A 22,274-nucleotide genomic window follows, 5' to 3' on the forward strand; every position below is an offset into this window, starting at 1 on the left:
TCCTGCTTTTTTAAGACCATAATACCCCACATTTCACCTTATCAGGAAAAAATGCCTATGCATTCTTTACTGGAACGCCAATTGCGCCGTGCAGGCTTTAGTGACGATAAACTTCCCAGCGACCTTGTCGCATGGCAGGCGTTTCTTTCAAGAATTGAACGCTCTTATTTAAATGCCGATCAAGAACGCTCATCTTCAGACAATCGCATTGAGAACGACACCCGCGACAGCCCAGAAAATAATCTATTACCGACCACCCAATGGGAGATTATTTTAAATTCATTAAGTGATGGTTTATGCGCTTTTGACGGGCAGGGCAGAACCTTGTTTGTCAACCTAGCGGCTAAGAAAATGTTACCGTCTTACAATGACTTAACGGCTGTGGTGAGCCATCTACAATTGCACGAAACCCAAAATCCAGATGTATTGCTTTCGGCCAAACATCTGTCCCAACGTTTGCAACAAGGACAAGCCTTTCACGACAACCGTGCTTGCTTACAATTGGGTGCGGATTTGCGCTTACCGATGTCTTGTTCTTTTAATCCGATTTTAGCAAAAGGGGTTTATCACGGTTCTGTGTTATTATTCTCCGATATAGGCGAATTAAAACGCATTGAAACGCAATTGTTAGACGCAAAAGAAAAAGCCGAACGCGCCAGCCAAGCCAAATCCCAATTTTTATCCAGCATGAGTCACGAATTGCGTACACCCATGAATGCTATACTGGGTTATGGGGAATTGTTAAAAGAAGATTTATCTACGCCAACGGAAGAATTTGATATTGATTTTGTTGGAGATATGCAACAATATGTCGCTAATATTCTCAGCGCGGGTTGGCATTTGCTAGAATTGATCAATAAAGTACTGGATTTAACCCGAATTGAAGCGGGTAAATTAGAAGTTAATATTGAAAAAGTTGAATTGATCGAACTGATTAAAGAATGTGAAAGTTTGGTGTCGCCATTAGCCGAAAAACGCGCCATCACCATCCACAATGAAACCATCTCTTCTAAACCAGAATATGCCCTCATTGATCGCGGTCGATTAAAACAGGTATTAATTAACCTATTATCCAATGCGGTTAAATATAATCATGAAAAAGGTGAAATTATTATTCGTTTAGAAAGACCGAATCGATCCAGTGTTCATTTATCGGTGATTGATACGGGAATTGGCTTAACCGCAGAACAAAAAGCTCTTGTTTTTGAACCTTTTACCCGTTTAAGCGGTCTGAATTTGGTCGAAGGAACAGGGATTGGTTTGACCATTACCAAACGCTTATTAGAAATGATGGAAGCGCGCATTGATGTGGAGAGTGTTCCCGGAGAAGGCAGCCGATTTTGGGTGGAACTGCCCACGGGCGAAATGGATGAATCAGATCAGCCCATTTTGTCTGACGAAATGCGCAAATATATCTTACTATATGTAGAAGATAGTCGTACAAATGTCAGCTTAGTGGCGCAAATTTTAAAAGCACGTCCGGATATTGCACTGATGTCGGCACAAACGGGCGAAATGGGACTAGAACTTGCGCAGATGCACTGCCCTGATGTCATCTTGTTAGACATCAATTTACCGGGCATGGACGGTTTTGAAGTGTTAGAACAACTGCGCACCCACGAAAAAACCAAGCCAATTCCAGTCTTGGCATTGAGTGCGGTGGATACTGCGCAAAATTTACAACGCGGAAAAGAAGTTGGGTTTTTAAGCTATATTGTCAAGCCGCTGGATATTAAGAAATTCTTACAAGCAATTGATAATGCCATCACCCAATCTCCCAAATATCTGCAAATGGGTCAAACCACTTCTTTAGCGCATCACTCAAAAAAAAATGACTCTTAATTATTCGTAATGACTCGCTTGAACAAAGTGAGGCTACTGTCAGGAATGTAAGCTAAAATGTCCGCGCAAATGTTCACGATTGCTCATGTCGAATTAACTCCGACAGATTTATCTGTCCTCAAAGTGGCTGTAGGTCTTGTCAACGGACGCAGTGACGTAAAAGCGCAGGTATTAGAACCTGCTGCCCCTGCTTTTGCTTCGGCGAATGTTTTTCTTGTCGATATGGATTTTGAAGCGGGACGGGCATTTTATCAACAATTTCAATATGGGCGACAACGGGTCATGTTATTATTATCCACTGAAACGGTTAATGATCAACGCAATCCCACGTTAAAAAAAACCATTCGTGTACAAACATTAAAAGATGTTTTAGTGGATTTGTACGAAGAAATGTTTGTGAAGAATCAAGTGGGTGCATTCAAGAAATCAGATGCCAATGATTCGGCCTCCGTTCCTACCAATCCGCCTCCAGTACGCAAAACCTCGGAGATGTTATTTTTTCTGTTGTGGGAATTGAAACAAAAGCGGCAAGTGGCACAGATTTTCTGTCCACCGCATTCGCCTTTGTTCGTCAACGCCCAACAGGAAATTATTGCTTCTTCGGCTTCTCGTGACACCTTGCGTAAAATGACTCACGGCGAATCAGGAGCTGTTCGCAGTACGGCGATTTCTGATTCTGATTTTAATGTATTGGCGCGAGGACAATTGATTATTCCCTTATCGCAGGTGTTGTGGAGTGCTGCTTTATATGGCTCGGCAGGGATTTTGTTGCCGGGACATCAGTTAGACACGCCCGTGCAAATGACGGCGTGGCCGAATTTGTCGCGTTTAGAATTCAATGCCGAACACATGTGCTTGGCTTCACTCATGACCAGTCAAGCCTTAACGCTGCGCCAAGTACAAGCCAAATCAGGTTTTAGTTTAGAAACCGTGATTGGTTTTTACAATGCTTGTGCGGCCAGCGGACTTATTGCCGTAAAACCCACCCATTTACCCGTTCCCGCCTTACAAGTTAAAGCCCCTATCAAACAAAATTTACTCAGTAAGATTGCGCAACGCTTAAAGTTAAGCGTGCCATCGAATTAAAGAAATATTTACATCAGATTTCTTTGTGCTAAACTTAGCGACATGCGACGTGAATGCGAAAATTATTATCTGTCTTTTCGTCTGTAAGAGGGAAAGTGATTTTCGTCATAACGCAGTACATTGTTCTAACGTTTACATTTAGGAAATCGAGTCATGACACGATCTAGCCTTATTTTGGCGGCTTTATTGCTGACCACGCCTGTGGTGTGGGCGCAATCGGAGTTGCCTCCTCCCTGTCCACCTGACGATCCTCGTTGTCAGCCAGGTGAACTTCCACCGCCTCCACCTCCTGAAGACGGTGAAAAATTACCGCCTCCACCTCCTGAAGATGGCGGGGAATTACCGCCTCCACCTCCTGAAGACGGTGAGGAATTACCTCCTCCACCCCCTGAAGACGGCGGGGAATTGCCTCCTCCACCCCCTGAAGATGGCGGGGAATTGCCTCCTCCACCCCCTGAAGATGGTGAAAAATTACCGCCTCCACCCCCTGAAGACGGTGAAAAATTACCGCCTCCACCCCCTGAAGACGGCGGAGAATTGCCTCCTCCTCCACCTGAAGATGGTGAAAAATTACCGCCTCCACCCCCTGAAGACGGTGAAAAATTACCGCCTCCACCCCCTGAAGATGGTGAAAAATTACCGCCTCCACCCCCTGAAGACGGTGAAAAATTACCGCCTCCACCCCCTGAAGATGGTGAAAAATTACCGCCTCCACCCCCTGAAGATGGTGGGGAATTGCCTCCTGTACCCATAAATGGCGAATTAGAATGTCCACCTGAACTCGGCGACTGCATGGGCTTGGATGGTTTACCTGAATTGGATGAGGAACTTTCGGAGCTGTTAGACGAATATTGGGAAGAGGGTGATTGGGAATGGATGGAGTCCAACTGGTTTGATGAAAACTTCAACTTCGATACAATCGATGAATCACAAATTGCTCAATTGGGTTGCGATTTAATTCAAGAATTGCGGCCTGAACAATTCGAGTTATTTACGTCCGCTGTTTTCGATGCGTTTCAGGAAGAACAAATCAGTTGTATGCCCGCTGAAGTCTTTACGGAGTTGGAAGATGATCGCGTTTCAATGATGGCTGCGCCGATGTTTGGGCAAATGAAGGCCGATCAGTTAAAACATATTCCACCCACTGCCATTCAGAAAATGCAGGCTGATCAGTTAAAACAAATCCCCATGGATGAGTTTTGTGACATGGAGTTGGAAGATGCCTTAGAATTCCTGCTCAATGCCAATGATGATGTGGGAGAAGATGTGTTAGCGGAATTTGTGGCACGTTGTGAGGGGTTGGCTATGGATGGACAAGGGCAGTTGCAAATTCCTCCCGAAACCCGCATTCCCGCACGACAACTGGACGGACAAAAAGACTTGCGCGCTCAAAATGTCATCATGGAAGACCCTATTGACATGACCAGCGGCTTAATGCTGGGTGGCAAAGCCGGGCAAGAAGATAGCCTGTTGGCAAGTGTGCAACAACTGATTGATGAATATGGCATTTCTGTCACACAAAATCAGTATGGCGTATTAGAACTGGAGTTGGAAGGACGTTTGTTCACCGTGCGTCCTGATCCAAACTCATTACGCAAAGCTCCCACCGGCGCAAAGCCGGGAGTCGAAGCAACAGAAGACGGTTCTTTTATTCTGACAACAGAAGATTTAGTAGAGATTCGTTTGGTGTCTTCTCTGCGCAATCCAATGCTGGTGAAGCAAGCCTTTGCAGCCAGTCAGAAGGCTGAAGACGTTGAAGTTCGAGTGTCAGCGACGGGACAAGGTTTATTACGTGACTTGTCTAGCCGCAGTACACGGGCAGGGCGTTCTTTGGTTATTGATTGGAGTCCGGAGGTTTTTCCTTCACCGGGACGTTCGGGGCGTGATGTGCGTTCTGATGACAACTTATTGCAAAAGACCTTATTCAACTATGCTGATGGGACTTCGCAATGGGTCAATGCCAGTGTTTTACAACCTGATACGTTGATCAAGTTGTTGCTTGAACTGCCTGGGGTGAAAACGGCAACGCGACAAAGCAACGGCACTTTCAAAGTGTTGTTTACAGACCTTCAACGGCAAGAGTATGACGTGACGTTATACCCGCAATTGGATGTCCATGTGTTGGAACTGCGCCCCAATCAGAAACTAGAACCGAAACTTAAACCCGGTTTGCGCGGCGAAATCGTTTATCAAGTCCAACTGGATCAATTAGCCATTAGCTCCCGTTTGGTGATATACGCTACATTGATGACCCCGTAGTAAGCTATTTCTGCGTCCTGCGCAGAACCATACAAAGAGATAACGTGGCTTTGGCTGCGTTGTCTCTTTTTTTCTGATGAAATCTAAAAAAATGTTAAACTTACTGCGATGATGTGAAAATCACCTTTTTAATCATAATAACCATGGAGTTATTCTTAATGACCACCGTACTGATGTACAGTACCCGTATTTGTCCTTATTGCACCCGTGCGGAGTTTTTTTTACACAAAAAAGGAGTTCGTGTGGAAAAAATTCTCGTTGACCAAAATCCCGAACAATTACGCCTCATGATAAAACGCAGCGGTCGCCGCACTGTCCCACAAATTTTTATCGGAGAACGTCACATTGGTGGCTACGATGACTTGGTGGAATTGGATTTAGAAGGCGAGTTAGACCCGCTTTTACAAAACCTTCCCAAGGAATAATCACAACAATCGATCACCTGTCGCATTTTTTTGATACCATTGTGGTGTTTAAACCTATCGTTGCGCAAAATACCCGCTTAAAAACTAGACGCAATCAAAACTTGTTGTTAGAATTCCACACGTTGTATTATACAAAAATCGCGCTCATCTCGCAGGTTAGCGCATTGATGAACCAACAAGGGTAAAAAAATAACGTTTTTTGTCGTTTAAAGTACCCAAGTTGTGGTTAATTTGCTACACTGTAGCGATTGCGGTATAGTATGTCTCCGACGTACAGCGGTGTGGCTTGCTGACGATTTGGTTGATGGATTAAAATCCAGTGGTATTTCGGCGGTCTCGTTAAATTTTTTAAAGGCTTTTTTCATCAATTTTGTCATTGACTCATAGCATAAGGAAACTCTCCATGTTTGAACAATCTGGTCGTAATATACTCCTTGGTGTCTTAGGTGGTGTGTTACTTTCTTCCGTTTCACTGGCGGCGGTCGCCCAAGACGAAAGAAAAACCTATCACTTATTAGATTCTAAAGGTGAGCCGGTATTAGACGGTAAAAAAGAGTGTGTGGATACCCCAACACCTAATACACCCGCTAAACTTTTTGAAAAATGCGGTGATATTTTAGACAGCGACGGGGACGGCGTACCCGACGATAGAGACAAATGTCCCGGTACACCCAAAGGGGTTAAAGTCGATGCAGACGGCTGTCCGATTGATACCGACGGGGACGGCGTGCCAGATTACCGTGATAAATGCCCCAATAACAGCCCATTAGAAATTTCTAAAGGGGTAGATGCAGATGGTTGTCCGTTGGACAGCGACGGTGACGGCGTGCCAGATTACCGCGATAAATGCCCCGGTACTCCTAAGGGCGTGAAAGTTGACGCGGATGGCTGCGGTGTGGTTGATCGCGTGGTACAAGAAATTCTGGGCAGTGACATTACTTTCGGTTTCAATCGTGCTGACTTGACCCCGCAAGGTAACGCCACCTTAGATCGCATTGCCTCTGAGATTTTAGGGCAGATCGATTTTGTTAAAGACGTTAAGGTCGTCGGTCATACTGACAGCGTTGGTTCTGACAAGTACAACCAAACCCTGTCAGAGCGTCGTGCAGCCTCTGTTGCTAACTACTTGATTAGCAAAGGCGTACCCGCCGACAAGATTCTCCGTGAAGGCCGAGGCGAACGCGAGCCAATCGCCACCAATGCGACAGCGGCTGGTCGTGCGCAAAACCGTCGTGTTGAAATTAACATCAGCATGTACGGCGCGGCCAATTAATCTAACCAGTTAAAAACCACTGGCTTTTAGCGGTGTGTTAGTGCGTACTAACACACCGCATTTTTTTTGGGCGTTTTTAATTTTTTAGGAAAAAGACCATGGCCGCTTGGCGCGCACAATTAAATTTGCTCTTCGCACAACAACACTCCCGTACCGTTTTACGCCATCGACAGCACTGTGGCCCTTTGCAAATACAGCGGCCTTTTTATCCTGAAGCGGATGGGACGGTGCATTTATATTTATTACATCCACCGGGGGGAGTGGCGGGTGGCGACGAATTACATATTAATCTGATTTTACAAGAAAACAGCCGTGTGCTGCTAACCACCCCCGCCGCCACCAAATTGTATCGCCATCCCCACCTGTCCTCACAACAACGTTTACAAGCCAATCTCAGTGACCACGCCATCTTAGAATGGTTGCCGCAAGAAACCATTGCCTTTAACCATTGTCGCACGCTCAATCAATTACAATTTAACTTGGGAAAAAATAGTGTATTAATTGCTTGGGATAATTTATGTTTAGCGCGTCCTGCGATTAACGAGCGTTTTACCGAAGGTCGCATTGAACAACGTCTTTGTGTCAATCACTTGGGACAACCGTTGTGGTTGGAACGCGGTTATTTACAGGGACAAAACCAAGATGCCGTCTTGCAATCTCATTGGGGCTGGCAAGGACAACCGGTACTGAGCAGTTTTTTTTGCGGAATCGTAGAACAATCACTGCTGCCCGCCGCACGAGAACAGATCGCCACCTTACCGAAACACGACCAAGAACAAATCGCAGTGACTTGGTTTGATGGTTTATTGGTTGCCCGTTACTTGGGGGCAGACCCACGACGAGCGCAAACCTATTGGCTGCGGATTTGGTCATTGGTTCGTGAGCGTTTATGGGGAAAAACAGCCTGTTTGCCGCGTATTTGGGCGACTTAATGTGTTATACTTCGTTTAAACGAAATAAAAACCCTTAGGGAGAGAATGATGGTAACTCGTATTGAGCGAGGAAAATCGTTAAAGAATCACAGCGGATATTTTCCCTATTTTTTTGTAGATATGATCAAATATCCATATCTGCGTTTTTCCCGATAGAGCCACGTGTAAAAAGATGCAAAATGGGCTATTTTCCATTATCCTAATGTGATTGAAGATAATGTGTGCTTAACCGGTTTATTAGGCTCTTTTTTTTCATTCAATCTCCCTTATCCAGCCTATACGGTGACGTTTAGCGTGGTAAAGCATACGCATAAGATTATTAAAACAAGTCAAGCCAATGGCTGGCATAGCCTGTGCTGACATGATGATGGTGTTTTATTATTTATTCTTTTTTCTAGCATAAAATTCCCAGCAATGGCCTATTTCGCATTAGGAGGTTTTAATCGTGTTTGAACTCATGGAAACTTACAGCCAAAACGCTGTTATTAAAGTCATTGGCGTGGGAGGGGGCGGTGGTAATGCCGTCGAACACATGTTGACAGGTACTATTGAAGGCGTTGAATTTATCTGTGCCAATACCGACGCGCAAGCCTTACGCAACTCTTCCGCACGTACCATTTTACAACTGGGAACAGATGTCACCAAAGGTTTGGGCGCAGGCGCAAACCCCGAAGTCGGACAACAAGCCGCATTGGAAGATCGAGAACGTATTATGGCTGTGTTAGAAGGTACAGATATGGTCTTTATCACCGCCGGTATGGGCGGGGGAACAGGAACTGGAGCTGCTCCGGTGGTGGCGCAAGTGGCCAAAGAATTGGGTGTGTTGACTGTAGCGGTGGTCACTCGTCCTTTTCCCTTTGAAGGGCGTAAGCGGGCTTTAATCGCTGAACAGGGTGTTAAAGAGTTGTCGCAATATGTGGATTCGCTGATTGTTATTCCCAATGAAAAATTATTAAGTGTATTAGGGCGAGATGTGTCGTTGTTAGACGCATTCAAAGCCGCTAATAATGTGTTGTATAGCGCAGTACAAGGCATTTCTGAATTGATCACGCGCCCTGGTTTAATTAACGTCGATTTTGCCGATGTCACCACGGTGATGCAGGAAATGGGTATGGCCATGATGGGAGCTGGCCGCGCCAAAGGAGAAGGCCGCGCCCGTAAAGCGGCTATGGATGCGATTTCCAGCCCGTTGTTAGAAGATGTGGATTTGTCTGGAGCGCGTGGCATTCTGGTCAATATGACCGCGGGCTTAGACTTAACTATTGGTGAGTTTGAAGAGATGGGCGATGTGATCGAAGAATTCGCCTCAGAAAATGCGACCGTCGTTGTCGGCACAGTGCTTGATCCCGAAATGAAAGACGAATTGCGTGTCACGGTGATCGCCACCGGCGTAGGCACGGCTTCCCCCCGCCAAGTCGAACGAGAACGCCCCCCCATCAAAGCCGTCCCTAAACCCGAAAAAATGACCACCGCCCCCGAAGCCACTAAACGCTTACACGGCAACGCGGCTGATTATAAAGAGTATGAAAAACCCGCCGTGACTCGTTTACCCCATGCCAATAGTAACACTGGACACTTGGCCAATGGAGAAAGTAGCGACACACACGCCGATAATTACTTAGATATTCCTGCTTTTTTGCGTCGTCAAGCGGATTAACAGGACTCCAAACGTGGGTAATTGTAAAACAGCTAAATCGACATTTGCCGGCTTTTGGGTTTGGCATTATTCTTGTTGTAAAAAAACAATAGCTGTCGATACTTGACAACAGTCTGCAATCTAATTACAACAGTTGTTTGAACTTGACAACAGGTGAGCAACTGTTTTATTGTGCAATGCAATATAATTGATCAAACAGTCGTTTTGTCCTGCTGTCAGACTTATCGACACTATCGACAGGTTGGTGTGCTGTGCGCCCTGCCGATTTAGCTGCCTACAATTTGGAGAGATAGACAATAATGGTAAAACAACGTACTTTAAAAAATGTCATTCGTGCGACAGGCGTAGGTTTGCACACGGGCGAGAAGGTTTTATTGACTTTACGTCCTGCGCCCCCCGAAACGGGTGTGGTGTTTCGGCGGGTTGATTTGTCCCCGCCGGTAGAAATTTTAGCCCGTGCCGAGCAGGTGGGTGATACTCGTTTGTCCACTACGCTGGTTAAAGGGGATGTCAAGATTTCAACGGTGGAACATTTGCTGTCTGCTTTGGCAGGTTTGGGCATTGACAATGTTTATGTGGATGTCAGTGCGGCTGAAGTGCCGATTATGGATGGCAGTGCGGGGCCTTTCGTGTTTCTTATTCAGTCGGCCGGTATTGAAGAACAGAGTGTGCCTAAACGTTATCTTCGTATTAAACAAAGTATTACCGTACAACAAGATGATAAGTGGGCGCGTTTTGATCCGTTTGAAGGGTTTAAGGTGAGTTTTCGTATTGATTTCGATCATTCCGTATTTCGTCGGGGTCGGCAATCGGTGGAAATTGATTTTGCTAAGACTTCCTTTATTAAGGAGGTGAGTCGAGCGCGGACGTTTGGTTTTATGCACGAGATTGAGTGGTTACGCGAGAAGCGATTGGCTTTGGGTGGCAGTTTGGACAATGCGATTGTGGTGGATGATTATCGCGTATTGAATGAAGATGGTTTGCGTTACGAAGATGAGTTTGTTAAGCATAAAGTGTTAGACGCGATTGGTGATTTGTATTTGCTGGGTTATCCGTTAATTGGCGCGTTTAGTGGTTACAAATCGGGACATGAGTTGAATAATTTGTTGTTGCGCGCTTTATTGGCACAACCGCAGGCTTGGGAGTTGGTGAGTTTTGAAGAACCTGTTGCCGCTTCTTTATTGAATTATTTACAACCAGTTTCTGTCTCTTGACTGGGATCAGCAGCCAGTCGGTGTAACGCAGATCGCAGCGATGTATCGGCCATGGAATCGGCCACGCTGCGCAATAGTACACTGGTTTCCGCCGATAACGCCCGCTGAGGCATGGAAGATGGGTCTGTTGGATGGGCTGGATTGTGCTGGAATTGCGACGGACGCACCCGAATATCCAAGCGTGTGATGGTTTGGCCAGTGATTTGTCGCGTGTGATTAAGCAGGGTGTCGTGCCAATAACGCAGTTGGGTTGCCCAAACCGCGGAGTCAGTGAGAAGAATCAAACATTCCCCCGTCACGTTCGCCACACAGCAATGCGCTCGCAGTGTTTCGGGTAAATGCACCTTGAGCCGTTGATCAAGCTGTTGCAGGGCTTGTCCGCGTTGTATCAGTGTGTGCAGCGAGGTGGTGCGGGTCAATAGTTCATTGACAGGGGTCATGGTGTTGTCTTTAGGCATGTTCTGGCTCTCTTGTGTTCAATGACACATGGTGGATACGCCATTGTTTTTTTCAAGTCTGGTTTTCTCTCCTCTTTAAACTCTTCAGCGTTTCTTCCAATTGGAAGCTGAGAAGATTTTTATAAAAATTCCCTTCACCTCAATTTAATCTTTTTATAGTGCGGATGATATAATACAGCAAAGCAATATGAATGATTTAATTTTTTTCGCTCGTAAGCCTGAGTAAAGTGGATAAGACAGGGTTTTTTTCGCCTTAATCCACAGAGATAACGGAATTTTTAAATGTCGCATGGTGCTATTGTATTTTTTATTTTTAAACACAACTACCATTTGACTAAGAGTGTATTTTAATTATATTATGTATCTTGTAGTATATGCTATATTTCAGAATGATGGATGACGGTGCAAAACGACGCGCTTTATCTGTCATAACTGGTTTGGATTTTTAAAGCAGAGATGACATTGTCGATTTTTTTCAGTTCATTATTAGTGAGGAATACTCAATGAAACATTATATACCAATTTTTTCAGAGTCGTATAATAATACTTTTCAAATAGGAGAGAATAATGAACAAGAGATATGAAGATTTAGAAGAGTTAATGTCAACAGGTGAAGCGAGAGAAGTGAAGCGAGCGATGGCAGTAAGAATGTCTTTGCTTGGTTTTGTGCGTGCGGAAGCGGCTTTAGCGTGTTGTGTCAGTGTGCAATTTGTGGATAAATGGAAAGCCATTTATTTAGCGTCAGGGGTGGAAGGATTGAAGTTAGCGTATAAAGGCTCGCCAGGGTATTTAAAGCCGCGTGAACGAGAAGATGTGATTAATTGGATACAAGAAAAGAAGACAATAACAATAGAGGAACTAAAGAGATACTTAAAAGAGGAGTATGATGTTTTCTATTCTTCAAATACTTCTTATACTAAATTATTAGAAGAAGCGAATTTAAGTTATAAGAAGACACACAAAGAGAATTCGGCAAAAGATGAGGTAAAAGTAGAAGCTAAAAAAAAAGAGATTAAGGATTTAATAGATAAGGAGCGTGAACAGATAGAAAGTGGAGAGGTAATGTACTGGATGCAAGACGAAAGCCATCAGTTGTGGGGAGATATTTGTGGTTATGTTTGGTCGAAAAAAGGAGAAAGAACGTCAATAAAGATGAGTAATTATCGCACTTCTCAAACGTGGTATGGAGCGGTGAATATTTATACGGGAGAATTTATTTTAGATAGGGCAAAGAAAGCTGATACAAAATATACGATAGACTTTATTAACTGGCTCATTTACAGATATAAAGAAGCCCGTCATGTGATTATTTGGGATGGTGCAAGTTATCATCGTTCTGAAGGTTTAAGAACTTATTTAGAGAAATTAAATGGGGGACTTCCAGAATCAGAATGGAAAGTTCGTTTATTAAGATTTGCGCCCAATGCCCCAGAGCAAAATCCAGTCGAGGATATTTGGCTTCAAGGTAAGAATTGGGTCAGAAAGAATTTTCATCGTCTATCAAGCTTTAAAGAAGTCACTAGTATGTTTGAGACCTTTTTGTCAGGTAAAGTGTTTAAGTTTAATAAAATTAAACAGTATCTTATACCTAATATCTAGCTAGATATTAAAACTTAATTTGTTTTTATATCTCACATAATTTTGGTATATTTTGCTTGGTTTATTATTAGGACTATCATCCAACATACACGCGCACGCCGGCAGAACTGACTCAAGCGGTTGTCACAATAGCTCTTCTGGATACCATTGTCACAACTCCGGTTCCACAACAACGCCTACAACAACACCTACAACACAGCCCACAACAACACCCACTGTAAATACATCTTACAGTCAAGCAGATGTAGATGCTGCTTATCAACAGGGTGTTCAAAAATGCGTGAATAATCCAAGTGATTGTGGCATTTCGGTTCCAGACAAAACTTTAACTTTTACTCAAGCTGACTTGGATTCGTCACATCAACAGGGTGTTCAAAAATGCGTGGATAATCCAAGTGATTGTGGCATTCCAGTTCCAGACAAAACTTTAACTTTTACTCAAGCTGACTTGGATTCATCTTATCAACGAGGTGAGCAATCCTGTAAGATAGCAGGAGCTGTTAAAATCGGGACGGATTTAGGTTTTACCGTGCCAAACATGCTATTGCCTATGGCGGACGGTAGCATAATGGATATATGGGCTAAGTTTACGTTTATGGATAATGGTTCAGAAAATATTCTGTTTATGTTGACGGATATTGGCTCGAACTAAACAACGCTGGTTTTAGTTTAGCCCGTGTTTTGAGTTTTTATGCGACATTCAGTGTATTAGGAAATTGACATGAACAATCAGACTACCGAAGAATACTCAGCGTATGCGCTAGATAAGGCAGATAAGCTGCTAAAAGAAATTATCCAATCTGGGAATTTTGCAATAAATAAAACGACTGCAAACCGCATTTCTGGGGAGGATCAGGCGGCTTATTTTAACGCGCTACATAAAGGGCTTTTGGAATATTACTCTAATTTAGGGTCAAAAGTGAAATAACCGTTCCTTTTATCTTACAAACAAGATGGGCTGACACGAGAAAGCCCATCTTAATTTTTACTACTAAATACATTAAGCCCGTGTAGAATGGATAAAACGAATCTTTTTGCGCCTTAATCCACAGAATAGCTGTAGCTTTTACCAATTGCACGCCTTCTGTAGTGGTTCTATTACTTGTTCAAGACCACTAACATCAAACGTAACCTCCGCTGGGTTTTTCCCGTATGGCGTTACTCGTATCAATCATTTATTAGCACCAAATAGTGACTTTATAAACGGAATAGATTGCCCACCTGAAAAATAACCTAACGCCTTATGATCTGTGCTTATAGAAAAAGATTTTTTATTCTGTTTCTGCGAATCTACTCTGTAAATCATTGGAGTTTCTCGAATATTTATATATACGTCCCAGTCTATAAAAATAGACGTGGTATTTTCAGAGCATCGTATCCATAATTTAGGGCGAACAGGTTGATTTAATGTTCCCTGAATAGTATTGCTAGCGGCTACGTGCATATAAACATTTACAGAATCATCTAAACTTGATTTATCAGTGGCAAAATTCCATTTGTTTTTCAATGCCCGCAAAGCTCTGGCTTTTTGCTCTTCAGCCTCATATTTTTGACGTTCAGCTTCGATAACTTTTTGAAAATGATCTAATTTTTGTTGGTAACTTGTGTTATCAGGTGACAACTGAAGAAGTTGTTTATAGCGGGTAAGATGCCCTTGTGTATCAGTCTTAGGCAAAGCATCAAGCTCTGACAGGAGTTTTTGACTTTGTGCCTCTTTCTCTGCTGCCTCGCGCTCCAGTCGCTCTGATTCCGCACGTTCTGCCAAAATTCCTTGTGCTTTATTAACCAACAAAGCAACTTCCTCGTCAAGATCACTGTATATAGAGCCTTTGTCTATGATTGCCTGATAGTTTTCAATCTCAAGAAGGCTATTTAATTCACTCACAATGACATCACGTTGTTCTATAAACTGCGCTCTTTTTAGTTCAAGTTCAGCTTTTGCTTGCAATTCTGCTTGACGAACTTTTTCCGCACGTTCCGCAGTTTCTTGGGCTAATTGAGCTTCATCGCGTTTAGCAGGGCCTTCATGCGTCGTTGATACAGCCACGACGAAACCACTAACCAGTAAGACTGGAAATAACCACTTACGTTTAGGTAGTTTTACTAATTTTTCAGCTACAGGCGGCATTAAAGCAGCGGACGATAGCAATATTAAAAATCCGCCCATTGAAGAACTAATAAGTAATAATAACCCAAATAATGCAACAATAATTGACACAACCCATTGAAATATTGCAAGTAATTTCTTTCCAATATCCATATTTTTAAGCCTATTTTTTGAAGTGATTGTCTGATTTTTTGTCTAACAAACAAGTAAACTATTTGTGCATAATACCCCAACAAATCCCCTCAATCAATATCAAAAAGCCAAAAACAGGCTACACTCCATCATATTTCATCTCGCCCCCACAACCCCCATAGAAACGCCGTCGCAACGTGCCACGTCGAGTTTCAGCAAGAATCATCGTGTGAATTCTCAACGCGGCGCATCTGGACGGCATTCCCTCCCCTACCACTTCACCGCTTCAATCCCTGCAAAACCTTGTGCGGTTAATAAACCGTCTGAAGTCACCACACTGGCATTCGGATCGGGACAGTAATCTAGGGTTTTCACCAAATGTTTACTGTTTTCCCCTACGACCTGCCACACCTCACAACCGCCCCACATGGGTGGGAAACCCCGCACCGCTGCGTCTTCCATCAACATCGCCGGTTTTGCCATCGGATAATACCCATAACCCCCGCGATGTAAAAAAACCATGTCTCCAGACACTTGGCTTAACTGACTCGCGGTAAATGTCCATTCCCCTGAAGCCGTTAAACGCCCTTGTTGTAAGGTGAAACGAGACAAACGGGCTGATTCTTCATTTTCACTTGGGGGTTGAATGTAATAACGTGGCTCACCACTGCAATGCACCCATAAAGCCTCATTATTCCATTGCACCTGAGTTTGGTAAAAATCACAATTTATCGCCAAAGAATCGCGTAAACTCGCCGCAGAAGCCGTTAATTGCAACACATTCACCTGCATTTGACCCTGAGCCGTCATCTCTTGGGTTAATAAAGCCCCCGAAGCCGTAAAAGCCACAGGCTCGCCCGGTATTGAGCGGGTCACTTGCGAATCGCCTGATAATGTCCAGCTATGCAACACCCATTGTTCAGGGAGCATCGTTTGCGGTTCAGCCACCACGTCTAACACGGGTAAAATACAAATTTCAGCCCCTTTACACGGCACACCGCCGCGATCCACTTCTCCCGTCATTTGTGCGACGTGAAACGCCCCGCCCGCCACAAATCCCGCACTCCGTTGCCACCAATAGGGATAGGCATAAATTTCTTTTTCGGTTTCTAATACACGCGGCGCAGACACCGCGCCCGTTGCCATATTCACCGTTTGAATCGCCAAAGGATGGCGATTGTAAAATACCGCTTGTCCCTCAGCTAACAATAAAGATTCGTAGCCTTTCCCGACCGTAAAAGACTGCACGGGACGATTTAAATCACTTTCCGCATAACGCGACACCCGATACAAACCCTGATCACCATAGGCCGCTGCCCATAATTCGCCGTTGTGACGTTTTAACCACGTCAATTGCGCGGCTAACTCCAATTCAGCCAGCGTTTTCGCCTGTCCTTGTCCCCATTGCACGGTTAATAAGGCCTGATTGCCCAAACCGACCAACGTAGAATCATTCAACGCCAAACTGCGTTGTAAATTAATCGGAGTACTGACTTGTCCTGCATCGCGTAACTGTCCGTCGTTGAACGACACCACTTGTAAATAATGACTGCCTGTTTCCCACGACTGAATCGGCAATGCGGCATATTCCTGCGTCCAATCCAGTAATAAAGCGCGTTCATCTTCTAATGCGGGAGAATAATTCCACTTCATTTGCCCTTCCAACGGCACCACGCGATTAATCAAGGTGGGATTCGTGGGATTTGACACGTCGAACAAACTCATGGCCACACGTCGTACTGAAATATCGCCTTCTTCGGGCAATGGCACATCATGAATCCCGACGGCAAACAGACGATCTTGATGAAAAAACAATTTTTCTGACCAGCCTGGCACATGCAATTCCCCGACGATTTTCGGCGCGCTCGGCACACTTAAATCAATCACCCACAAGGGATCAGTGCGTTCATAAGTCACGACATACGCCTTATCATCGACAAATCTTGTCGCAAACAAATCTTCACCGGGGGCGATTTTATCGACTTGGCCGAGTAGGGTAATATTTTGATTGGTGATTTTAAACACAGCCAAACTGCTGCCGTCGTTGCGATCTGAGGGGCCGTAAACCACGCGCAATAAATCCTCTTTCACACTGACATGAAATTCCGATGGCACGCGTCCTGGCACCTGAATCAGCGGCAAACGCACTAAGGGTTCTGCTTGACGCAAGTCAAATAATTGAATTTGTTGGGTACGCCAATCGTTGGGATTATCGGTGATTAACACCAAATAATCGGTAAAAATCGCCAATTTTGCGCCATAACCGTTTAATGTGACTTGGGCTTGTTGTGTTAAGCGGCCATCTTGTCCCACCGCCAAGGCAGTCACAACTAAATTTTGCGCCACACCACATCCCAGACAGGGCATGATGGCGGGTTCTACCGTTTCTCCCTCGGTGGTCACGACATCAGTAGCGGGTTCAGGATTTTCAGTAAAGGAATTCATCACCACATAAAGCATGTGATCGCGTCGGCGAGATTCTACAAAATGGCCGGGCAGGGTCATTTCCTGTAAAGTTTGCATCGTGCCGTTGGCGTTCGGTTGTAAAACAACTAAGCGCGTGCCGTTGCGATTATCACGGTAATCATTTTGTAATAGAATGACGCGGTCTGCCAAAACGTATAACTCTTGTGGCATTCCTTGTAAACGGGTTTCGCTGTGTAAACGTGGCGCACGGGGATCACTGACATCAATAATTTGGAATTTTTGCGCCTGACTGTTGGCATAGTACAAACGTTGGCCGACTAAGCGAAAAATATCAGGTTTTTCGGTTTCTGCTTGACTGCCTTCGCTGCTGTCGGCGGAAGGGGGCGCGGCTTCAGCGGTAGGCACAGCGGTAGGCTCACTCAAACCTGCTTTTTCTTCCTCCCGATACAGAAAATCGGCCGAGTTTGCGCCTGCGGACAAGAAAAATTGTTGACTGGGCAAGCGGGCTTGACTGGCGCGTTGTGTCAAGGGGAAAACCGTACTCGCTTGCCAATGTTCCGTATTCAACACATCGCCTTCTGGTGAAATGGCGACCAAAGCCAAAAAGCATTGTGCTTGCGTTTGACAGGTTTCAGGCACTTGCGCCACTGCCTCTGCCACAAACGGTTGAACATCGGTAAATGTTTGATTTGCAATAGGAATTAAATCTTTTTGCCAACCTTTATCCATCGTCCATGATTGGACACTTTCCGTATCCAGATTAAACCAGACCAGATAAACTTTAACATTTTGTAAAGTTTCTTGATTCAGCACACTGATTTGTGCGGGGGCATTGGTTTGGGGTTCTACGGTCAACTGCCACGCGGCCGAATACTGACTCAACGACCACAACAGTCCCGCACCCACTATTAAAGAAATACGCATGATAACTTCCTCTTTAAACGCCATGACAAAAAAACTAGGTGATGCCCAACACAGACGAGGGGAGGTGGATAATTTGTCGGTGTGAAAAAAATAGGTAAAGCCACAATAAACGCTATAATCACTCCCACTTCACATCCGATTAAAGCACAAAAAGCATAAGACATTATGAGTACACGTTATCTGCATTACTTTTTCCAACCCAACTCCATTGCCGTCTTTGGCGCGTCCGAACGTCAGATGAGCATGGGCGGAATGGTCATTAAAAATTTATTGGCTTCTGGATTTGAAGGGCAATTAATGGCGGTGAATTTAAAACCTTATCATAGCGTTTATGGGGTGCGTTGTTATCGCCATTTAAAAACGTTACCCAAACGCCCTGAATTAGCCATTTTATGCACGCCGCCTCATACGATTCCGCATTTGGTTAAAGAATTGGGTATTTATGGGATTAAAGCGGTATTGGTATTGACGGGAGGAATGTCGCGGGCGCAAAGTAAAAGTAATAAAATCTTTGAAGAATTCCAAAATTTTTTTAATGATTTATTAGGTTTTGAATTAAGTAAAAAACCGCCGCGCTTATTAAAAAATTTAATTCAAGAAGTGGCAAATCGTTATGATATACGCTTAATGGGACCCAATTGTATTGGTGTATTGGCGGCGAAATCGCGTTTAAATGCCAGTTACGCGCACAGTGCGATTCAGGAGGGGGCGATTGCTTTTATTGGTCAATCCGGTATTTTGAGTATGGCCATGTTAGATTGGGCGAATGGGCGGGATATTGGATTTTCTTATTTTACTTCATTGGGTGACAGTGTCGATGTGGAATTTTCGGATTTAATTGATTATTTAGTAGACGATGAAAATACTAAAGTAATTTTATTGCATATTGAAACCTTATGTCATGCGCGTCGTTTTATTTCTTCGGTGCGGGCGGCGGCGAGAAAAAAATTAGTGGTGGTATTAAAAAGCGGACGTTTCTCAGCCTCCCAAGAAACGCCTGAACCGGTGCCGTTGGGTTTGCGTCATGGGGATTGTGTGTATCGGGCGATGTTGCGTCGTGCGGGGGTGTTGCGTTTAGAAAGCAGTGATGAGTTATTAGATACGCTAAGTGTTTTAACGCGAATGAAACCGTTAAATGGCGAACGTTTGGCCATTATGAGTAATGGCATGGGGCCTAATTTATTAGCGGTGGATGCGTTATTAAGACAGGGGGGAGAATTAGCCCGTTTAAGTGATGCCACATTGACCGCATTAGTTCCGATATTGCCTGCCTTTTGGTCGCGGCAACATCCCATTGATGTCAATGCCGATGCCCAAGCAGAACGTTATGCCACCACATTACGTTTAATGGCGCAAGATGCCAATGTGGATGCGGTATTAGTAATTTACGGTCCCAGTGTGCAAAGTGATGCGTTAATAGTGGCTGAAAAGATTATTCAAACCAGTCAAGAATTGCCTTGTAATGTTTTAACCTGTTGGATGGGAATGGGCAAGGTAGAATCTGCACGCCAAGCCTTTGATAAAGCAAAAATTCCCAGTTTCGTCACGCCCGAAGAAGCGATTGATGCGTTTATGCAAATGGTGAAACATCGTCGCAATCAAGTCTCTGCTGTGCAAACGCCGCCGTTATTTTTAAATGAAAATGTGAGAAATCGCCAACAGGCTTGGTATTGGATTAATCACGCTTTAGATCATCAACGAGATTGGTTGACCACAGAAGAAGCGAAAGAAGTATTAGCAGCTTATCATATTTTCTTAAAACCACAGATAGAAAGTGAACAAATCAGTAGCTTAATGGCTCAGATTTTGGAATGGAATCCGCCTTATCGTTTACAATTATTACACACGGCATTGTTTAAACCTTTTCATAGTGCCAGTGATGTTCCCAATCAGGATTTAAGCCTTGAAATTCTGCATAAAGGAGAATTAGAAAATGCGGCGAATCAGTTGCGTAATGAACTCAATCGACATTTTCCCCAAAGTTTATTTTTAGGGTATCAATTACAACGAATGCAACGGGATGAGTCAATGATGCGTTTACGAGTGGGCGTGACGCGGCATATTGTGGGGGGGCCTGTAATTTTTATTGACACGGGATTGCATTCGCTGCTTAATATTCTCACGCAAGAAGTGGAATTATTGCCGATTAACCTTAAATTGGCACGGGATTTAATCGGCTATAATAAAATTAATCAGTGGTTAGAACTTTATACGCTTGAACCCGATAAACAAATTCAAAAATTAAGCGAAATATTGGTACAATTGTCGCAAATTGTTGTCGATGTGCCGATCATTAAAACGGTGGAGTTAATCTTATTACTTTCGCATCGAGAAGGTTTAATCGAGCATCAAGTGGCGATGGCTTTAGGCGAAAATGCGGAATTGGCGATTCAACCTTATCCCGAAGAGTTACAAAGTGAAACCGTATTAAGTACGGGAGAAACGGTGTTATTGCGCCCGATTCGCGGGGAAGATGAACCTGCGCATTTACATTTTTTAGAACAGTTAAGTCCGCGTGCTATTCGCTATCGTTTTTTTAACCATCGGTATAAAATTAGCCATTCCGAATTGGCACGTTTAACCCAAATTGATTATGCCAGAGAAATGGCATTTATTGCCGTGTCGCAACAAGGCAATAATCCGGTGACGATTGGCGCGGTAAGAGCTTATACGGATGCAGATAATATTCAGGCTGAATTTGCGATTGTGATTAGCGATAAATACAGTCGTTGTGGCTTGGGAACGGCGTTGATTTGTAAATTAATTGATTATTGCCAAAAACGCGGCACTTTACAAATGATCGGCACGGTTTTGCCTGACAATGAAGCCATGTTAAAATTGGTAAAAAAATTAGGCTTTCATGTGTTTTATGATAAAACCGAAGAAATTATGAAAGTGAGCCTGCATTTAAATCCTGCTAATTTTGAGTGGCAACGAACGCGGTTATGGCCGTGATAGATTAAAATCTAAACGAGGGTTATTTTTATGCAAAAATGGCTGTGTTTTTCTTTGCTGATTGGTTGTGGTTTTGTGGTCAATGTCAGTGCGCAAAATGCGCCCTATCGTATCGGCTTTTCTCAAGCCACCACGACAGAACCTTGGCGGTTATTGTTTAATCAACAATTACGCGATGAAGCCGCTAAATATCCTGAAATTCACTTGCTGGTGACAGATGGTTTGGATCGAGCAGAGAAACAAATTAGTGATGTCGAGAATTTATTGCAAAATAAAATCGATGCGTTATTGATTTCTCCTAAAGTGGCCGATGCCTTAACGCCCATTGTAAATCAGGTGTATCAACAAGGCATTCCTGTGTTTGTTTTGGATCGCAATATTAGTAATGATGATTACACCCAATTTATTGGCGGTGATAATTTATTAATTGGTCGCACTGCAGGCGAATATGTGGTGCAATTGTTAGGTGGTAAAGGTCAGGCGAAAGGGCGCATTGTAGAAATTTGGGGCATTCCCGAATCCACGCCCGCACAAGAGCGACACCGCGGCTTTCAAGAGGTGATCGCGCAAGAAACAGGAATTGTGAATTTAACCCATGCCGAAAACGCCAATGGACAATATAAGCAAGATATGGCTTATGAATTAATGGCTCATTTTTTAGATCAATACTCTGATATTGATCTGGTTTATGCGCATAATGATCCGATGGCTTATGGGGCTTATTTAGCGGCTAAAGATTTGGGACGAGAAAAAAATATTTATTTTCTCGGTATTGATGGCATTCCCAGCGAAGGAATGCGTTGGGTGAATGAAGGGATTTTAACCGCTACGTTTGTTTATCAAACACCGGGGGCGGTTGCGATTCAACAAGCTTTAAAAGTTTTGCAAGGAGAATCGGTTGAGAAACGAATTATTTTACCCACTCAAGTGGTCGATAAAAACAACGTGGCTGAAATGCTGACACAACCTCAATAGGATATGAGT

17 protein-coding genes are annotated in these 22,274 nt (G+C 44.0%); 13 read left to right on the top strand and 4 right to left on the bottom strand.

Annotation, left to right across the window (positions count from 1 at the left end; genetic code table 11):
• Positions 1-51 precede the first annotated feature (51 nt).
• From TPSD3_RS12950 to lpxC, 8 genes are all read left to right on the top strand, one after another.
• Positions 52-1,842: an ATP-binding response regulator gene (locus TPSD3_RS12950; protein WP_086488939.1), complete on the top strand. Its 1,791-nt coding sequence runs from the start codon at positions 52-54 to the stop codon at positions 1,840-1,842.
• Positions 1,843-1,899: 57 nt separating this feature from the next.
• Positions 1,900-2,928, top strand: a complete 1,029-nt coding sequence (locus TPSD3_RS12955; protein WP_086488940.1) for a hypothetical protein — start codon at positions 1,900-1,902, stop codon at positions 2,926-2,928.
• A gap of 153 nt (positions 2,929-3,081) precedes the next feature.
• Positions 3,082-5,187 (top strand): hypothetical protein, encoded by a 2,106-nt coding sequence (locus TPSD3_RS12960; protein ID WP_086488941.1) that lies wholly within the window; start codon positions 3,082-3,084, stop codon positions 5,185-5,187.
• 158 nt (positions 5,188-5,345) lie between these two features.
• The gene (grxC, locus tag TPSD3_RS12965) at positions 5,346-5,612 is read left to right on the top strand and encodes a glutaredoxin 3 (protein ID WP_086488942.1); all 267 of its coding nucleotides are present in this window, start codon (positions 5,346-5,348) and stop codon (positions 5,610-5,612) included.
• Positions 5,613-6,063: 451 nt separating this feature from the next.
• Positions 6,064-6,885 (top strand): OmpA family protein, encoded by an 822-nt coding sequence (locus tag TPSD3_RS12970; RefSeq protein ID WP_280938423.1) that lies wholly within the window; start codon positions 6,064-6,066, stop codon positions 6,883-6,885.
• Between the two features lie 98 nt (positions 6,886-6,983).
• The gene (locus tag TPSD3_RS12975) at positions 6,984-7,817 is read left to right on the top strand and encodes an urease accessory protein UreD (RefSeq protein WP_086488944.1); all 834 of its coding nucleotides are present in this window, start codon (positions 6,984-6,986) and stop codon (positions 7,815-7,817) included.
• Between the two features lie 445 nt (positions 7,818-8,262).
• The gene (gene ftsZ / locus TPSD3_RS12980) at positions 8,263-9,474 is read left to right on the top strand and encodes a cell division protein FtsZ (protein WP_086488945.1); all 1,212 of its coding nucleotides are present in this window, start codon (positions 8,263-8,265) and stop codon (positions 9,472-9,474) included.
• Positions 9,475-9,773: 299 nt separating this feature from the next.
• A complete protein-coding gene (gene lpxC, locus TPSD3_RS12985) occupies positions 9,774-10,688 on the top strand; it encodes a UDP-3-O-acyl-N-acetylglucosamine deacetylase (RefSeq protein ID WP_086488946.1) in 915 nt (304 codons plus the stop codon).
• Here lpxC and TPSD3_RS12990 read toward each other — a convergent pair.
• A complete protein-coding gene (locus TPSD3_RS12990) occupies positions 10,661-11,146 on the bottom strand; it encodes a DUF721 domain-containing protein (protein WP_086488947.1) in 486 nt (161 codons plus the stop codon). The two genes, lpxC and TPSD3_RS12990, sit on opposite strands and share 28 nt — an antisense overlap.
• A 567-nt stretch (positions 11,147-11,713) precedes the next feature.
• Between TPSD3_RS12990 and TPSD3_RS12995 the strand changes: the two genes are divergently transcribed.
• The 3 genes from TPSD3_RS12995 (at position 11,714) to TPSD3_RS13005 (ending at position 13,673) form a co-directional block, all read left to right on the top strand.
• Positions 11,714-12,745, top strand: a complete 1,032-nt coding sequence (locus tag TPSD3_RS12995; protein WP_086486662.1) for an IS630 family transposase — start codon at positions 11,714-11,716, stop codon at positions 12,743-12,745.
• Between the two features lie 280 nt (positions 12,746-13,025).
• Positions 13,026-13,397, top strand: a complete 372-nt coding sequence (locus TPSD3_RS17615) for a hypothetical protein (RefSeq protein WP_086488948.1) — start codon at positions 13,026-13,028, stop codon at positions 13,395-13,397.
• Between the two features lie 69 nt (positions 13,398-13,466).
• Positions 13,467-13,673 carry a hypothetical protein gene (locus TPSD3_RS13005; RefSeq protein ID WP_086488949.1) on the top strand — a complete coding sequence of 69 codons (207 nt, stop codon included), beginning with the start codon at positions 13,467-13,469 and terminating at the stop codon, positions 13,671-13,673.
• 243 nt (positions 13,674-13,916) lie between these two features.
• Here the strand turns inward: TPSD3_RS13005 and TPSD3_RS13010 are convergent, their stop codons facing one another.
• The 3 genes from TPSD3_RS13010 to TPSD3_RS13015 all read right to left on the bottom strand — a co-directional run bounded on the left by TPSD3_RS13010 (position 13,917) and on the right by TPSD3_RS13015 (position 18,335).
• Entirely contained in the window at positions 13,917-15,005 is a 1,089-nt protein-coding gene (locus TPSD3_RS13010) for a phage tail tape measure protein (RefSeq protein WP_086488950.1), read from the bottom strand.
• A gap of 118 nt (positions 15,006-15,123) precedes the next feature.
• Entirely contained in the window at positions 15,124-15,246 is a 123-nt protein-coding gene (locus tag TPSD3_RS18155; protein ID WP_280938424.1) for a hypothetical protein, read from the bottom strand.
• Positions 15,247-15,254: 8 nt separating this feature from the next.
• Positions 15,255-18,335 carry a beta-propeller domain-containing protein gene (locus TPSD3_RS13015; RefSeq protein WP_176329872.1) on the bottom strand — a complete coding sequence of 1,027 codons (3,081 nt, stop codon included), beginning with the start codon at positions 18,333-18,335 and terminating at the stop codon, positions 15,255-15,257.
• A 165-nt stretch (positions 18,336-18,500) separates the two neighbouring features.
• Here TPSD3_RS13015 and TPSD3_RS13020 point away from each other — a divergent pair, with 165 nt between their 5' ends.
• Together TPSD3_RS13020 and TPSD3_RS13025 are read left to right on the top strand one after the other, a co-directional pair.
• Positions 18,501-21,290 carry a bifunctional acetate--CoA ligase family protein/GNAT family N-acetyltransferase gene (locus tag TPSD3_RS13020; protein WP_086488952.1) on the top strand — a complete coding sequence of 930 codons (2,790 nt, stop codon included), beginning with the start codon at positions 18,501-18,503 and terminating at the stop codon, positions 21,288-21,290.
• Between the two features lie 30 nt (positions 21,291-21,320).
• Positions 21,321-22,265, top strand: a complete 945-nt coding sequence (locus TPSD3_RS13025) for a substrate-binding domain-containing protein (protein WP_086488953.1) — start codon at positions 21,321-21,323, stop codon at positions 22,263-22,265.
• The last annotated feature ends 9 nt before the right edge of the window (positions 22,266-22,274 follow it).

This window comes from Thioflexithrix psekupsensis (assembly GCF_002149925.1).
GTDB classification, from domain to species: domain Bacteria; phylum Pseudomonadota; class Gammaproteobacteria; order Beggiatoales; family Beggiatoaceae; genus Thioflexithrix; species Thioflexithrix psekupsensis.

Coding starts and splice junctions, on each gene's coding strand:
- TPSD3_RS12950 (WP_086488939.1), top strand. CDS start 52: ATGCCTATGCATTCTTTACTGGAACGCCAATTGCGCCGTGCAGGCTTT.
- TPSD3_RS12955 (WP_086488940.1), top strand. CDS start 1,900: ATGTCCGCGCAAATGTTCACGATTGCTCATGTCGAATTAACTCCGACA.
- TPSD3_RS12960 (WP_086488941.1), top strand. CDS start 3,082: ATGACACGATCTAGCCTTATTTTGGCGGCTTTATTGCTGACCACGCCT.
- grxC (WP_086488942.1), top strand. CDS start 5,346: ATGACCACCGTACTGATGTACAGTACCCGTATTTGTCCTTATTGCACC.
- TPSD3_RS12975 (WP_086488944.1), top strand. CDS start 6,984: ATGGCCGCTTGGCGCGCACAATTAAATTTGCTCTTCGCACAACAACAC.
- lpxC (WP_086488946.1), top strand. CDS start 9,774: ATGGTAAAACAACGTACTTTAAAAAATGTCATTCGTGCGACAGGCGTA.
- TPSD3_RS12990 (WP_086488947.1), bottom strand. CDS start 11,146: ATGCCTAAAGACAACACCATGACCCCTGTCAATGAACTATTGACCCGC.
- TPSD3_RS12995 (WP_086486662.1), top strand. CDS start 11,714: ATGAACAAGAGATATGAAGATTTAGAAGAGTTAATGTCAACAGGTGAA.
- TPSD3_RS13005 (WP_086488949.1), top strand. CDS start 13,467: ATGAACAATCAGACTACCGAAGAATACTCAGCGTATGCGCTAGATAAG.
- TPSD3_RS13010 (WP_086488950.1), bottom strand. CDS start 15,005: ATGGATATTGGAAAGAAATTACTTGCAATATTTCAATGGGTTGTGTCA.
- TPSD3_RS18155 (WP_280938424.1), bottom strand. CDS start 15,246: ATGCCGTCCAGATGCGCCGCGTTGAGAATTCACACGATGATTCTTGCT.
- TPSD3_RS13015 (WP_176329872.1), bottom strand. CDS start 18,335: ATGCGTATTTCTTTAATAGTGGGTGCGGGACTGTTGTGGTCGTTGAGT.
- TPSD3_RS13020 (WP_086488952.1), top strand. CDS start 18,501: ATGAGTACACGTTATCTGCATTACTTTTTCCAACCCAACTCCATTGCC.
- TPSD3_RS13025 (WP_086488953.1), top strand. CDS start 21,321: ATGCAAAAATGGCTGTGTTTTTCTTTGCTGATTGGTTGTGGTTTTGTG.